Origin of the sequence: Paracoccus sp. MC1854 (assembly GCF_014164635.1) — a bacterium.
Classification (GTDB): Bacteria; Pseudomonadota; Alphaproteobacteria; order Rhodobacterales; family Rhodobacteraceae; genus Paracoccus.
On record NZ_JACJFU010000011.1, the window covers coordinates 57883 to 72524 of the forward strand.

A 14642-nucleotide genomic window follows, 5' to 3' on the forward strand; every position below is an offset into this window, starting at 1 on the left:
AGATAAGAAAGGTAGATGTGGTGGTAGGGCCTGTGGACTTCGGAAGGATCGTCTTTTACCGGATTCAATCCACCAAAACTGCCTGTGGGAAAATCCTGTGGAGGCACATCTGTCGTTCTAAAGATAATCAAATATTTTCATGATATTAGACTCTATGTGCATCCTGTGGATAACTCTGTTAGTCCACAAGGTCGGGATGACTCTGGAACAACTTGTCTTCCTGTGGATGACTCCCTTTCGTTCACCTTCCGTCTCATGGCCTGATCCACAGTCCTCGCGGGCGCAGCAGTTGTCCCATGCCACCGCCCTCCTCCGGCCCTGCCTTTGCACCGCAGTTATCCACAGCCGTGGCGCTTCCCCTTGAATGGCGCGCGGGCTAGACAGATGTGGCAGGACGGCGAGGATGCGGAATGAACCACAGCGCGGCGCCGATGATGGCGGATCGGCAGGACCACAGGGAAACGCAGGTGCCGCTGGCTGGGGTGATCGGCTGGCCGGTGGCCCATTCCCGTTCGCCTGTGCTGCACGGACACTGGCTGCAGCAGCACGGGCTGCGCGGTCATTATGTGCCGCTTGCCGTCAGGCCCGAACATCTTGCGCAGGTGCTGCAGGGCCTGCCATGCATGGGCTTCGTCGGCGCAAACGTCACCATCCCGCACAAGGAAGCGGTGCTGGCGCTGGCTGATGTCGTCACCGACCGCGCGGCGCTGATCGGGGCGGCCAACACGCTGATCTTCCGTCCCGATGGCCGTATCCACGCTGACAACACTGACGGCTGCGGCTTCATCGCCAACCTGACCCAGCAGGCGCCCCACTGGCAGCCCTCGTCCGGTCCCGCCGCCATCATCGGCGCGGGGGGCGCTGCGCGGGCCGTGGTTGCGGCGCTTCTGGAACAGGGCGTGCCGGAACTGCGGATCGCCAACCGGTCCCGCGAGCGTGCCGAGCGTATCCGCGAGGATTTCGGCGCGCGCGTCACCGTCCATGACTGGTCGCATGCGGGCGGGATGCTGGAAGGCGCCAGAACCGTCGTGAACACCACCTCCATGGGCATGGAGGGCCAGCCGCCTCTGCAGGTTACCCTGGACAAGCTGTCGCCCGCCGCCCTCGTGACGGACCTTGTCTATACGCCGCTCGACACGGCGTTCCTGCGCGCCGCCCGCGCGCGCGGCTGCGTCACGGTGGACGGCCTCGGCATGCTGCTGCACCAGGCCGCACCGGGGTTCGAGCGCTGGTTCGGCGTCAGGCCCCAGGTCGATGACGCCCTGCGCGCCACGGTGCTGGGATGAGCTTCCGGCTCGGCCTCACCGGCGGCATCGGCATGGGCAAGACCACCACCGCCGCGATGTTCGCAAGCCGCGGCGTCCCTGTCTGGGATGCCGACACCGCCGTCCACCGGCTCTATGCGGCGGGCGCCGCCGCGGTTGAGCCCGTTGCGGCCGTTTTTCCCTCGGCGCTCGGTCCTCAGGGCATCGACCGCACCGTGCTGAAGCGTCTGCTGGCCGAAGATCCCTCGCGACTGGCCCGGCTCGAAGCCATCGTCCACCCCCTTGTCGCTGCCGACCGGCAGGCCTTCATCGGGGCGAATGCCGCTGCGCCGGTCGTGCTGCTCGACATTCCGCTGCTGTTCGAAACGGGGGCAGAGGCGCAGATGGACGGCGTCGCCGTTGTCTCTGCCCGGGCCGAGATCCAGCGCGCCCGCGTCCTGTCCCGTCCCGGCATGGATGAAGCGACGCTTGACCTGATCCTGTCGCGCCAGATGGCCGACGCCGAACGCCGCGCCCGCGCGACCTGGATCATCCCCACCGCGACATTGGCCGAGGCGGAAGCCGCCGTGGACGCCATCCTTGCCGAAATCGCCGCCCGAAAGACCAGGACCCATGCGTGAGATCGTTCTCGACACTGAAACCACCGGCTTCGACCCCGACACCGGCGACCGCATCGTCGAGATCGGCGCCGTCGAGCTGATGAACCACCTGCCTACGGGCCGGCATTTCCACGTCTACATCAATCCTGAACGCGACATGCCGGCCGATGCCTTCGCGGTCCACGGGCTTTCGACCGAGTTCCTGTCCGACAAGCCGCGCTTTGGCGAAGTCGCCGCCGGTTTCATCGCCTTCATCGGGGACGCCCGGCTGGTCATCCACAATGCCGCCTTTGACATGAAGTTCCTGAACGCGGAGCTGCGCCGCGCCGGCCAGCCCACGATGCCGATGTCCCGGGCACTCGACACCGTGGCGATGGCACGGGGGAAATTTCCGGGCGCGCCGGTGTCGCTGGACGCGCTTTGCCGGCGCTGGGGAATCGACAATTCCAACCGCACCCTTCACGGTGCGCTTCTGGACAGCCAGCTTCTGGCCGAGGTTTATCTGGAACTGATCGGCGGCCGCCAGCCCGACCTGGTGCTGGTGTCGCAAGCCGATACCCGAACGGCCGACGGCGCCGCCTCGGGACCTGTCCGCCCGCGCGCGCCCCGTCCGGCGCCGCTGCCCCCCCGCATCACCGCCGCCGAGCGACAGGCCCATGCCGCCTTTGTCGAACGGATCGGCGCCAAGGCCCTGTGGTCGCGCCATGCGCCGGCGGGCTGATCGCCGCACTGGGCATTCCCCATGATCGGCTACCTGCGGGAATCCTGGTCCTTCGTCGCCGCCCTGTTCGAGCGGATGGACAAGATCCACATGGGCCTGATCGCCGCCGGGGTGGCCTTTTACGCCATGTTCGCCGTCTTTCCCGGCCTTGCCGCCCTGATCGCCCTTTGGGGCCTCTGGTTCGATCCCGCGATCATCCAGGAATATGACCGCTACGTGGACGAGTTCGTGCCCGGTCAGGCCGCCGAGATCCTGCACGCCCAGATCGATGCCCTGACCTCGGGCGGACGCACGCAGCTTGGCTGGGCTTCGGCGATCTCTTTCGTGATCGCCACCGTCGCGGCGCGGGCGGGGGTGGATGCGCTGGTGCGCGGGCTGAACGCGGCTTACGGGGTGCGCTCGCATTCCACGATCGTGGGCTTCGTGCTGGCCTATGCGCTGACGCTGGCCATCGTGGGGGTGGTGATCCTCGGGCTTGCCACCATCGTGATCGTGCCGCTCGCCTTCAACTTCATGGAGCATGGGCCGCTGCGAAGCTGGCTGATCGGCGTGACGCCCTGGGTCGCCATGTTCCTGATCGTGATCATCGGCATCGGCATCCTTTACCGCTACGGCCCGAACGTGAAGACGCCGCGCACCCGCATCTTCACCTGGGGGGCGTTGTTTGCCGCACTGGCCTGGGCGGCAGCCTCGGTGGCCTTTTCCGTCTACCTGGCGCGATTCGACAGCTACAACCGCATCTACGGGTCGATCGGTGCAGTGGTGGCGCTGCTGATGTGGTTCTACCTGGCAGGCTTCTCGGTGATGATGGGCGCCCTCATCAATGTCGAGATGGATCGCCACAAGCGGCTGGTGCAGGCACGCAAGGCCCGCGCGCTGGCGCGCAAGATGACTGAAAAGCGCAAGCAGGCCGCCGGCTAACGGCGGTCAGTGCCGCGCTCCCTCGCGCGCGGCCGAGGTCAGCACCACTCTGCGCTCCTCCGGCTCACGCAGCGAATATGGCGCGTCCGGGCTGAAGCGCATGTGCAGCGTGAACACGTCATCCGTTGCCGTCACCTCGGTTTCGGTGTCGAGCTGCATCGCGAATGCTTCGATCAACTGGCTGCCAAGACCGGTGCCTTCCAGGTTGTTCAGGGGCTGGCCCAGCGAATTCTCGATCGTCAGTTCTGCCTTGCCTTCGTCATCCACCCGCAACTGCACCCGAACCCAGGCCCTTTCCTGTCCTTCCGCCTTTCCGGCGTATTTGAGCGCGTTGGTAAAGGCTTCGGTGGTCAGCAGGGTCAGCGGCACCGCCTGGTCCGGCAGCAGCACCAGCGGGTCAAGCCGGGTGTCGATCTGGATCGACTGGTCGTTGACGACAGTCGCGGTGGACATCTGCCCGATGATGTCGCGGATCAGGCGATCTGCCTCGACCGAGTCCAGATGCTCGGCCTGGTAGAGGTTCTTGTAGATCGTGGCCAGCGACGCCACCCGGTCCTGCACCGACCGCAGCACCCGCTTGGCGTCGGTGTCGTCGATCATCCGGCCCTGCATGTTGATGATCGAGGCGATCAGTTGCAGGTTGTTCTTGACCCGGTGATGGACCTCTTTCAGCAGCACCGTCTTTTCGGCGACGACTTCCTCCATCGCCGCCTCGTCGCGGATCAGGATGCGGGCCATGTTGTGGAATGTCTCGCTGACGTCGCGGATCTCGCCCGGCGCGCCTTCCAGGATCGGGGGCGGGGCGTCGCGGTTGCCCAGGGCAAAGCGGCGCATCTGGCTTCGCAATTCGCGCACATGCCGCAGCACCAGACGATAGACGGCGAAATAGGCCACGGCGAGAGATACGGCCCAGAGGGCGACGGGAAACAGCACGGCGGCAAGCCGCGACACCGTCAACCCGGCAATGCCGGTCAGCTGCGGGCTCCAGCTGCCCAGTGCATAGACCAGGTCGGGCACCACCGCGACAACCGAAAACACCCGTTGCTCGCCCGAGTTCGAGATGCCGCTGAAGGTCGTGTCCGTCAGCGGGATCAGCGAATCCAGCGTCATGCCTTCCGGCAGGATCGCGGTGGGATCGTTGTCGCTTTCAAAGTCGCCCACCAGCGACTGGCCGACGCTGTTGAAGGTCAGGATGCGGGCGCCGTCCGACCAGTAGGCCGTCGCATGGGTCGAACGCAGCAGGTCGTGCGACAAGGACACCGCGACATAGCCCAGCAGGTCCTGTTCGCGGTAAAGCGGCTGCGACACGATCACCACCGATTGCCCCGAGGCCCGGCCTTTCTCCGCGGCGGTGATCAGCGTTCCCGGCTCACGCATGAACTGCAGGAAATGCGGCAAGTCGCGCATATCCACGACCCTGTCCGCCGAGGAACAGGCGTTGCGGCCCGTGATGTCGGTGAACCCGGCATAAACAAAGGTCGCGCTGCGCTGGACGAAATCGCGCATCATCTCGGAACAGGCGGCCGGATCGTCCAGCAGCGTCAGCACCGAGCTGCCAAGCGCATCGGCCGTTCCGATGGCGCCCTGCAGCAGCGCCCGTTCGCCTGCGGCGGCGGCGGCGGTGCGTCCCTGGATGGCGATCTCGGACGACCGCTCGGCTTCGCGCGACAGATGCAGCGTCTGCAGGATCGAGATCATCCCGATGGGAAGGATCGCGATGCTCAGCAGCATCCCCAGCCGGAACCCCAGTGTCCGGGTGAAGGACGCGCCCTTTCCCAGCACGGTCCTGCGCCTTCAGCGGGAAACGGGGTGGTTCACCGCCATCACGGCCAGGGTCGCGCGGTCCGTCATGTCAAGTTCCTCGCCCTCGGCCATCTGCAGCAATTCGGCCAGCCGGCGGCGGCCGCGGTTGGCACGCGACTTGACCGTGCCCACGGCCACGCCGGTCATGTTGGCGGCTTCCTCGTAGGAAAAGCCCGATCCGCCGACCAGGATCAGCGCCTCGCGCTGCTCGTCGGGAAGCTGCGCGAAGGCCGCCTTGAAGTCGTTCATCGCCAGCCGCCCGTCATGTTCGGGGCGGGTCGCCTGCCGGGCGGCATGGATGCCGTCGGTGTCGCTGACCTCGCGCCGGGTCTTGCGGCGGGCGGAATAGAAGGTGTTGCGCAGGATCGTGAACAGCCAGGCGCGCAGGTTGGTGCCGGCCTGGAACTTCTCGATATTGGTCCAAGCCTTGACGATGGTGTCCTGCACGAGATCGTCGGCGGACGCGCTTTCGCGGGTCAGCGACAGGGCGAATGCCCTCAGCGCGGGCAGGTGATCCACCAGCTCGCTGCGGGGGTCGGGACCGGATTGGGCCTTGCTGTCGGCCGCTCTGGACATCCGCATCACTCCTGCTCGCGCAGGCGCTCGAGAAGGATCAGAAAGCGGTCGGGGACCTCCTGCTGGGATTCCTGCTCATAGACGCGCCGCAGATTTTCATCGATCTGCTTCTCAAGGGCGGCGCGTTTTCGTTCTTCCCGCCTCGTATTCATATATTTGTCAGTCCCGGAAATCTTGTGTGCACGTTGCCCAACGGCTACAGGACGTCAAGGTTCCCACGGGGATAATTTTGAGGTTACGCCATGTCCGCTGCTGATCTTGCCCAATCCATCGGCCGCGAGCTGCCCTATCTGCGCCGCTACGCCCGCGCCCTGACCGGCAGTCAGACGGCGGGTGACAACTATGCCGCGGCCACGCTGGAGGCCATCCTCAGCGACCGCAGCCTGATGACTGGCGAGGAAACCCGCATCGGGCTGTTCCGCACCTTTCATGCGATCTGGCAAAGCTCGGGCCAGCCGGTGGCCAGCGACGACCAAAGCTCGCGCGAGGCCGCGGCCCAGTCGCACCTGCGCAGCCTGACCGCCAACTCGCGCGAGGCGCTGCTGCTGCGCACGATCGAGGAACTGCGCTACGACCAGATCGCCAAGATCATGCAGATCGACCAGGAAGAAGCCGAGGAACTGGTCCAGATCGCCCTGAACGAGATGGGCCGCGCCATCCGCGGCCGGGTGATGATCATCGAGGACGAGACGATCATCGCCATGGACCTGAAAGGTATTGTGCAGGCGATGGGGCACGAGGTCACGGGCGTCGCCCGCACCCATACCGCCGCCGTGGAACTGGCCGGCAACCGCCGCCCCGATCTGATCCTGGCCGACATCCAGCTTGCGGACGGCTCGTCGGGCATCGAGGCGGTGAACGAGCTTCTGGGCAGCCTCGGCGACCTGCCGGTGATCTTCATCACCGCCTTCCCGGAACGGCTGCTGACCGGCGACCGGCCCGAGCCGGCATTCCTGATTTCCAAGCCCTATTCGGAAGAGCAGGTCCGTTCGGCCATCAGCCAGGCGATGTTCTTCGCGTCGAGCGAGGGCTTGGGCGCCGCCTGACCTTCCCATGGGATCAAGTAACGCGGCGTCCTGACGGGCGCCGCTTTTTTTCGTTCTTCAGACGCTGATCCAGCGGTCGTCGTCAGTCAGCATCATCAGCTCGCCATCGCGGATGTCGTGCCACAGCCCGTGCATCGACAGCTCGCCCGACTGGACGGCATTGGCGACAAAGGGGAAGGTCATCAGGTTGTCCAGCGACACCTGCACCGCCATCTTTTCCAGCGCATCGACCTGCCGCTCGGCCGGAAGGCCGGTCACGCGCTCGTAGCCGGGGCGCAGGATGTCCATCCAGCGGCCGACGAAGCTGGTCGCCTCCTCCAGTTCGGGCGCCTGGCCCGAGCACATGGCATGGCAGCCCGCCACGCCCCCGCACTGGCTGTGCCCCATCACGATCAGATGCGCGACGCGCAGCGAGCGCACAGCATATTCCACGGCCGCCGAGGTGCCGTGCTGCTCGCCGTCCGGCGCGTAGGGCGGCACCAGGTTGGCGATGTTGCGATGAATGAAGAACTCGCCGCTGTCAGCCCCGAAGATCGAGGTCACATGGACGCGGGAATCGCAGCACGAGATCACCATTGCCCGCGGGCGCTGGCCGTCGTCCGCCAGCCTGCGGTACCAGGCGCGGTTCTCGGAATAAGAGGTGGCGCGCCAGCCATGATAGCGCTGGATCAGGTAATTGGGGAGCGAGCGGACGTCGGTCATGCTTGGCCTCATGCGGGTCTTGGTCGCGTGGATAGTCCGCGAATGCCTAAAGTTCGAGGCTTTTCTGCGGCCTGCCTCAAGGATTTCTTAGCCGCCCATCCGCAATCTCCCCGTGACGTGTGGGACACGGGGCAGGACTGGACAAGGCGGGATGATGGCGGATCTGATGGTTCTCAGCATGCAGGAAGCGGTGCAGGTGGATGCGCGCCGCCTGGCCGAGATCGTGGACGAGCTGGGCGAGACGGCGGCCCACAATGTCATCTGCGTGGCGCTGGAACAGTTGGCGCAAGGGCTGTCGGACACCCGCCACGCGGCGCTGTCCGGCGACATGGCCGGGCTTGCCGAACGGTCCGGGATGCTGGCGCGGCTGGCCTGGCAGGTCGGGCTGACCTCGCTGGCCGGGGTCGCCGCCGACGTGGCGGCCTGCGCGGAACGGCGCGACGGAATCGGGCTTTCCGCCACGCTGGCGCGGCTGATGCGGATCGGCAACCGCTCGCTGACCGAGATCTGGGACGAGGGGCGCGACCTCAGTTGAGCCGCAGGCGCGGATCGGTGGCGGCGCGGGCGCGGACCCATGCGGCCTCGGCCGCGAAATCATGGGGCACCTGCGCCGCGCTGCGCGACCCCGACAGCGACTTCGAGGCGAAGAAGTCGAAGCCGTAAAGGCCGAGGCTTTTCAGCGGCGCCCGCAGCAGCAGGTCGATCGCCATGATCCCGGTGCTGGGCGGCGCCCCGAGCCGGCGGGCAAGCGCATGGAAATCCGCCAGCGGATGCAGGTAAAAGCCGGGGCTGCGGGCGCTCGCCCAGTCCAGCCGCTTGCGCTTGGGCGACATCCACAGGATGCGCGCAGGGTCCAGCCGCCTGCGGTCCGACTCGGGCAACCGCACGGCCAGCGCCAGCCAGTCGGTGCGGGTTCCGTGGCTTTCGGCCGCGGTCATCGGTGCCCGGTTGATCCTGACCACCAGCCCCGCCGCGTCGATGGCGGCGCCATGGCCCTGCGCCGAAAGGGCACGGGCATTGCCGACCAGCGCGACCTGCTTGCCCCCGGCCGTTGCCAGCAGTCCGGTCTGCGGCACCGACAGCAGGGCGAGGGTGGCCTCGTCCCGCAGCGTCCGGGCAAGATAGAAGCGCAAGGGGATCATCGCGCGCCCCCGGATCGGCCCTGCGGCAGCGGCAATGCGGCAATCGCCGCATCCCCCGGCCTCCGGGCAGGATGGAGCCGCGGCCGGTTCATCGGGGCGCTTCCAGCAGGCGGCGATACACGGCGACAATGGCGCGGGCCTCGCCCTCAATGGCATGGTTGGCCTCGACATGGGCACGGGCGGCGCGGCCCGCGGCCTCACGGCCCGCATCGTCGGACAGCCAGCGCTCCAGCGCGGCGGCCAATGCCTCGACGTCCTCGCGCGGAACCAGCGTGCCGGTCTCGCCGTCCCGGATCAGCGTCTCATAGGCGCCGACACGGGCCGCGATCACCGGCACGCCGCTTGCCATCGCCTCCAGCGGGGTCAGGCCGAAGCCTTCCCACCGAGCGGGGGCGGCAAAGAGGTCGAGCGTCCGGTAAAGCCGCACCACGTCGTCCCACGGGATCTCGCCCAGAAAGCGGATGCGGTCGGCGATGCCGGCCGCCTGCGCCCTGGCCATCAGGTCATCGACAAAGGTGCGGTTGTCGGGGGTGATGCGGCCGCTGAAGACAAGCTGCGCCCTCGGGTGGCGGGGAAAGACCCGCAGCGCGGCCTCGATCAGCAGATCGACGCCCTTCTGCGCCCTGACCCGGCCGAAGCAGCCGATCAGCAGCGCCTTGGGGTCAAGCCCTATCTCGCGCCGCAGGGCAGCTTGGTCGGGAGCGGGATGGAAGACCCCGGTATCGACCCCGTGCAGGATCACCTCTGCCGGGCGTTCCAGATAGGAGGCCGCCTGCGGCGAGGTGGCGATCAGCGCATCCTGTTGCCGGATCAGCCAGCGGGTGAATCCGGTGTGCCGCCGCTGCGCCGCGCTGGTGAACAGCAGGCAGTAGCGGCGGCGCAGCAGGTGGCGCAGGACCAGCCCCAGCGCCATTTCCGTGTTCCGCCGCGCGTGCCAGACCCGCCAGCGGTTCCGGGGCAGGGTGGCGGCGCGCGCAAGCGAGACATGCGGCAGTCCGGGCGGCAATCCGGGGCCGGTCGCCACGATCCCGATCATGCGCGCCTGCACCGGGATCAGCCGCACCACGGTCGCCGTGACTCCCGACAGGCGCTGCTTGAGGTTCGGGGCCACCACCTCGATGTCGCGCGGCTCAGTCATCGGCGGCCTCGGGCGCCAGGCGGTAAAGCAGGGTCCCGACGACCAGCGGGGCCAGGAAGAACAGGAACAGCATCGCATAGGCCCCCGGCGCCGCAAAGGTCCCCGAGGCCGACTGGTGCAGCGGGCGGGAGGCGAATTGCATGATCCCCACGCCCCCGATCGAGACCATGTTGAGGAAGGTGACGCCCCGGCCCAGCAGATGCACCGGCAGGAACCCCCGCGCATGGGCCATGATCAGCGCGTAGTTGGTCCCTGTCAGCCCGACCAGCCCCAGCAGCGCCACCGCCAGAAGCAGGCTTTCCCCCGGCAGCAGCACCAGCCCCGCCAGCGCCGCGATGGACAGCGCGTGTCCCGCCATGACCGCGCCGCGCAACGAGCGGCAGAGCCGCACGAAGGGTCCCGCCATGAGGTTGCCGATCACCATGGCGATCCCCATGACCAGCGTGGCCCGCCCGATCATCGTGTCATCGGCGCCGAAGACGTCGCGCAGGTAGGGCGCGGCCCACAAGCCCCGGATCGCCGCCGACGAGGCGTAGCTGACCGCGAACAGCGGCAGCATCAGCCACAGCACCCGCAGCCCCAGGATCTGCAGGACGCTGCCCTTCGGCGCACCGTCCGCGTGATGCGGGTCGCGCACCACCAACCATTGCAGCAGCGCCACCGCCAGCGTCACCGCAGCCAGCAGCCACAGCGATTCGCGCCAGCCGATGGCGTGGATCAGCGTGACAAGCGGTGCCGCGCCGAGGATGTTGCCGGCCGAGCCGAGGCCCACGATCATCCCCGTCAGGCCCGCAAAGGCCGCGCGGGGATATTCATGGGCGATGATGTAATAGGCCGCCATCAGCGCCGGGGCGCAGCCCATCCCGATCAGCCCCATCGCCAGATGCAGGTGCCAGACCTCGCCGGCCAGGGCGAAGGCCGCGGCGCCACCGCCGCCCCCCAGCGCCAGAAAGGCGGCCGAGGTGCGGCGCGGGCCCAGGTGGTCCAGCGCCCAGCCGACCGGCATCTGCATCAGCGCGAACCCCAGGAACCACATCCCCGAGGACAGCGCGAGATCGCCGGGGCTTGCCCCCAGTTCCGCCTGCAGGGTCGAGCTGAGCACCGCAAGGAAGGCGCGGTAGAACTGGCTCAGCGTATAGCCGAGCGTCAGCGCGATCAGGCCGGCGTTCAGGATCAGGCGCATGGAGACTCCGGTTGAACGGCGGCGAAGCTGCGGCAGGCGGGCGGCGGTTGCAAGGGATCAGACCCGCCCCAGCGCCGCCGCCACCCACAGCGTGGCCTGCGAAAGCCGCCCCTGCCGGTAGAAGCCGCCGCGCCGCATCGCCTGCAGGCGGCACAAGGGGCTGGGGCCGTTCAGCGCCGCGAACCTGTCCAGCACGCAACGATTCTCGGGCGTCAGCCAATCCCTCAGCCGCTGCATCTCGCGCAGGTTCGCATGGCTCCAGTCCCGGTGCAGGCCCCTCAACATCCGCGTCAGGCTGGCCAGCCGTGCCACCGGGCCGTCATTGGCGCCCACGACGTTCCTGCCATGCTGGCGATACATCAGCGAGGGCGCGGGATCGTGGATGATCCGGCCTCCGACGCCGGTCACCAGTTGGTAAAGCCACCAGTCATGCATCACCACCCCGGCCGCCCCGATGGCCGCCCGGCGAGCCAGCGCGGCGCCCATCGGGTTCAGCACCGCCGTATTGCCGGGCACGAGGTTCTGGACCAGCGCATGCCGGAACGAGGGCGGGCTAACCGGCAGGCGCGACAGGCCCAGGGGGCGCAGCGCCTCGTCCCGGATCTCGACCCGGCTGCAGTAAAGCGCGGGTCCATCCGCCCCATCCAGGGCCCGCAGGGCGCGCGCGAGCTTGTCGGAATGCCAGACATCGTCCTGATCGGCCAGCGCGACAAAGCCCGGCTCGGCGGGCAGTTCTGCCAGCAGCGCCAGGAAATTGCCCGCTGCGCCTTTCCCCGGACCTTTCCTGACAGTGACGCGCCCACCCCATTCCCCAGCAAAGGCGGTCAGGATCTGCGGCCCTCCGTCGGTCGAGCCGTCGTCTCCCACCACCAGCCGCCACTCCACCCGTTGAGCCGCGATGCTGTCGAGCTGTTCACGCAGGAACCGCTCGCCCTGGTAAAGCGCCATCAGCACCGTGACGGGCGGTCCGGGTGGTGGCGCCTGCAAAGCCGGATCTGGCAGACAGCGCCGCACGTCTCAGGCGGGGGTGGCCGCAAGCCCGCGCGAGGGCGCCTCGCGCACCGGCAGGTGGATCAGCGCGGAGAAGGCTCCGACGCCGACGCCGACCCACCAGACCGTCGTGTAGTCGCCGTGGATGTCATAAAGCCGCCCGCCCAGCCAGACGCCCAGGAAAGACCCGATCTGGTGAGACAGGAAGACGAAGCCGTAAAGGGTCCCCATGTAGCGCAGCCCGTAGATATGGGCGACCAGCCCCGAGGTCAGCGGCACCGTCGCCAGCCACAGCGCCCCCATCGACAGCGAGAAGAACACCACCGTCGGCGGCGTGATCGGCGTCAGGATGAACCAGGCCGAGATCACCGTCCGCAGCGCGTAGATCCCCGCCAGCAGGTACTTGCGGGTGTATTTTTTCCCAAGCCATCCCGCCATGATCGAGCCGCCGATATTGGCCAGCCCGATCAGCGAAATCGCGATGGCCCCCAAGGCCGAGGTAGTGGTGATCCCCAGCGCGGCCAGCCCGCCGTCGGGCGCGATGGGGCCGCACATCTCGGTGATCATGGCCGGGAAATGGGCGGTGATGAAGCCGAGCTGGTAGCCGCAGGAAAAGAACCCGACGAAGATCATCAGGTAGCTCGGGTCGGTGAAGGCGCGGCGCAGCACCGTGCCCATGCCTTCTTCCAGTTCGTGGCGCGGCGCGGGCCGGCTGTTCCCCAGCATCGGCAGGAACAGCAGCACCGACAGGATCAGCACGGCAAAGACCATGAAGACCTGCTGCCAGGGCATGACGGCCAGCAGCCCCTCGGCCAGCGGCGCGCCGATGACCTGCCCGGCAGAACCCGCGGCAGTGGCGATTCCCAAGGCGAGGCTGCGGTTTTCGTCGCTCGCCGCGCGGCCGATCACGGCCAGCACGACGCCGAAGCCGGTGCCGGCGATGCCAAAGCCAACGGCGATTTCCCAGAACTGCATCGCTTCGGGCGTGGCCGCCACGGCCGTCATCAGCAGTCCCAGCGAATAGAGCGCAGCGCCGAGGATGATCGCCAGTCGGTCGCCCCAGCGTTCGGCCAAGGCCCCGAACAGCGGCTGGCCGAAGCCCCAGGCGAGGTTCTGGATGGCGATGGCCATGCTGAACTCCGCCCGCGGCCAGCCGAAGGTCTCGGCCACGGGGATCTGGAAGACGCCGAAGCTCGCCCTCAGCGCGAAGTTGATCATCAGGATCATGCAGCCGCCGATCAGGATCGGGGTGAACAGGCGGGACTGGCTGGCGGACATGGGGGACGCTCCTTGCGGATGGCGCAGATGACTACGGGCAGGGGCAGGGGTCAATGGACCCGCTCAGGCCCTCTGCCGAAGGTGGCGGGCGGCGGCAAGCCCCGCATGGTGGCCGGTGGCAAGGCAGGCGGTCAGCAGGTAGCCGCCGGTCGGCGCCTCCCAGTCCAGCATCTCTCCGGCAGCGAAGATCCCGGGCAGCGCCCGCAACTCGAGCCCGCGCGTCAGTGCAGTGGCCTCGATCCCGCCCGCCGAGGAGATGGCGCGTTCAAGCCCCATCGGCCCCGCATGCCGCAGTGGCAGCGCCTTGATCCGGGCCGCGAGCGTTGCCGCATCCACGGGCAGTGGCCGCCCCCATTCCAACAGCAGCGCCACCTTGACCGGGTCGCGCAGGGCGCGGCGCAGCCAGTTCCCGACCGACAGCCTGCCGCGCGGCCTTGCCAGCCGCGCGGCCAGCGCTCCGACGTCAAGATCGGGCATCAGGTCAACCCCGGCCTCTGCCCCATCCCGCAGGACGGCCGAGATTTCATAAACCGCGCCGCCCTCGATCCCGCCGCGGGTGATGACCCATTCGCCCCGGCTGTCCAGATCGCCCGCCGACAGCCGCGTGCCCTTGACCGCGGCGCCCTGCAGCGGGGTCATCGCCGGCGACCAGTCCACGCGAAACCCCATGTTCGCGGGCCGGAACGGCGCCACCCCGGCGCCGACCTCGCGCAGCCATGGCACCCAGGCGGCGTCGGACCCCAATCGCGGCCAGCTTGCGCCCCCCAAGGCCAGCACTGTCACCCCCGCGCGGATGGTGCGCGGCCCTTCCGGCGTGTCGAAGGCCAGTCCGCCCCCGAACCCCGTCCATCGCCAGCGCGTCCGCAGGGTCACCTTCTGCCCGCCCAGACGTGCCAGCCAGGCCCGCAGCAGCGGCGAGGCCTTCATGCGGATCGGGAACACCCGCCCCGTCGAGCCGGTGAACAGCTCCACCCCCAGCCCGCGCGCCCAGTCCATGACCTCGGCGGGACCGAACCCCGCCACGATCGCCCGCAGTTCTTCTTCGCCGAAATATCCTGGGGGAGCGCCCGGCACGGGCGCGGGGGCAACGCCCCCCTGCAACCGCGCTACGAACGCCTGCGCCGGTTCGTCCTTGGTCAGGTTCAGCCCCGACTTCCCCGCCATCAGGAACTTGCGCGCGGGCGAGGGCATCGCCTCGGCGATCACCACCGGATGCCCGGCCGCCGACAGCACCTCGGCTGCCATCAGTCCGGCAGGCCCCGCGCCGATCACCAGCGC

16 protein-coding genes are annotated in these 14642 nt (G+C 68.2%); 6 read left to right on the forward strand and 10 right to left on the reverse strand.

Annotated elements, in window-relative coordinates:
- Positions 1–434 precede the first annotated feature (434 nt).
- From H5395_RS11000 to H5395_RS11015, 4 genes are read left to right on the forward strand one after another with little or no spacing between them, the layout of a single operon-like run.
- Complete coding sequence (locus H5395_RS11000; protein WP_182792684.1) at positions 435–1286, forward strand: shikimate dehydrogenase; 852 nt, start codon at positions 435–437, stop codon at positions 1284–1286.
- The gene (gene coaE / locus H5395_RS11005) at positions 1283–1885 is read left to right on the forward strand and encodes a dephospho-CoA kinase (RefSeq protein ID WP_182792620.1); all 603 of its coding nucleotides are present in this window, start codon (positions 1283–1285) and stop codon (positions 1883–1885) included. The genes H5395_RS11000 and coaE overlap by 4 nt, the downstream gene beginning before the upstream one ends.
- Complete coding sequence (dnaQ, locus tag H5395_RS11010; RefSeq protein ID WP_182792621.1) at positions 1878–2585, forward strand: DNA polymerase III subunit epsilon; 708 nt, start codon at positions 1878–1880, stop codon at positions 2583–2585. Before coaE ends, dnaQ begins: the two co-directional genes overlap by 8 nt.
- A 21-nt stretch (positions 2586–2606) precedes the next feature.
- On the forward strand, positions 2607–3506 hold the full coding sequence (locus tag H5395_RS11015; protein WP_182792622.1) for a YihY/virulence factor BrkB family protein: 900 nt from the start codon (positions 2607–2609) through the stop codon (positions 3504–3506).
- 6 nt (positions 3507–3512) lie between these two features.
- Here H5395_RS11015 and H5395_RS11020 read toward each other — a convergent pair whose 3' ends face one another.
- Genes H5395_RS11020 through H5395_RS11030 form a run of 3 tightly spaced genes read right to left on the reverse strand, consistent with a single transcriptional unit; the run spans position 3513 to position 6037 of the window.
- Positions 3513–5288, reverse strand: coding sequence for a histidine kinase dimerization/phosphoacceptor domain -containing protein (locus tag H5395_RS11020; protein WP_234450751.1), 1776 nt, complete (start codon positions 5286–5288; stop codon positions 3513–3515).
- Between the two features lie 12 nt (positions 5289–5300).
- Complete coding sequence (locus tag H5395_RS11025; RefSeq protein ID WP_234450752.1) at positions 5301–5885, reverse strand: RNA polymerase sigma factor; 585 nt, start codon at positions 5883–5885, stop codon at positions 5301–5303.
- 5 nt (positions 5886–5890) lie between these two features.
- Positions 5891–6037: a NepR family anti-sigma factor gene (locus H5395_RS11030; protein WP_182792624.1), complete on the reverse strand. Its 147-nt coding sequence runs from the start codon at positions 6035–6037 to the stop codon at positions 5891–5893.
- Between the two features lie 90 nt (positions 6038–6127).
- On the opposite strand from H5395_RS11030, the gene H5395_RS11035 reads away from it, so the two are divergent.
- Complete coding sequence (locus H5395_RS11035) at positions 6128–6931, forward strand: response regulator (protein WP_182792625.1); 804 nt, start codon at positions 6128–6130, stop codon at positions 6929–6931.
- A gap of 57 nt (positions 6932–6988) precedes the next feature.
- Here the strand turns inward: H5395_RS11035 and H5395_RS11040 are convergent, their stop codons facing one another.
- A complete protein-coding gene (locus H5395_RS11040) occupies positions 6989–7633 on the reverse strand; it encodes a carbonic anhydrase (RefSeq protein ID WP_182792626.1) in 645 nt (214 codons plus the stop codon).
- Between the two features lie 151 nt (positions 7634–7784).
- Between H5395_RS11040 and H5395_RS11045 the strand changes: the two genes are divergently transcribed.
- Positions 7785–8168: a hypothetical protein gene (locus H5395_RS11045; protein WP_255440619.1), complete on the forward strand. Its 384-nt coding sequence runs from the start codon at positions 7785–7787 to the stop codon at positions 8166–8168.
- Here the strand turns inward: H5395_RS11045 and H5395_RS11050 are convergent.
- The 6 genes from H5395_RS11050 to H5395_RS11075 all read right to left on the reverse strand — a co-directional run bounded on the left by H5395_RS11050 (position 8161) and on the right by H5395_RS11075 (position 14609).
- Positions 8161–8775, reverse strand: a complete 615-nt coding sequence (locus H5395_RS11050; protein WP_182792627.1) for a glycosyltransferase family 29 protein — start codon at positions 8773–8775, stop codon at positions 8161–8163. The genes H5395_RS11045 and H5395_RS11050 overlap by 8 nt on opposite strands.
- Positions 8776–8863: 88 nt before the next feature.
- Entirely contained in the window at positions 8864–9913 is a 1050-nt protein-coding gene (locus H5395_RS11055; RefSeq protein ID WP_182792628.1) for a glycosyltransferase family 4 protein, read from the reverse strand.
- Entirely contained in the window at positions 9906–11096 is a 1191-nt protein-coding gene (locus H5395_RS11060) for an MFS transporter (RefSeq protein ID WP_182792629.1), read from the reverse strand. The genes H5395_RS11055 and H5395_RS11060 overlap by 8 nt, the downstream gene beginning before the upstream one ends.
- 57 nt (positions 11097–11153) lie before the next feature.
- Positions 11154–12110, reverse strand: coding sequence for a glycosyltransferase family 2 protein (locus H5395_RS11065; RefSeq protein WP_370576444.1), 957 nt, complete (start codon positions 12108–12110; stop codon positions 11154–11156).
- A 3-nt stretch (positions 12111–12113) separates the two neighbouring features.
- Complete coding sequence (locus H5395_RS11070) at positions 12114–13364, reverse strand: MFS transporter (protein WP_182792631.1); 1251 nt, start codon at positions 13362–13364, stop codon at positions 12114–12116.
- Positions 13365–13427: 63 nt separating this feature from the next.
- Positions 13428–14609, reverse strand: coding sequence for a TIGR03862 family flavoprotein (locus H5395_RS11075; protein WP_220494996.1), 1182 nt, complete (start codon positions 14607–14609; stop codon positions 13428–13430).
- Positions 14610–14642: the final 33 nt, after the last annotated feature.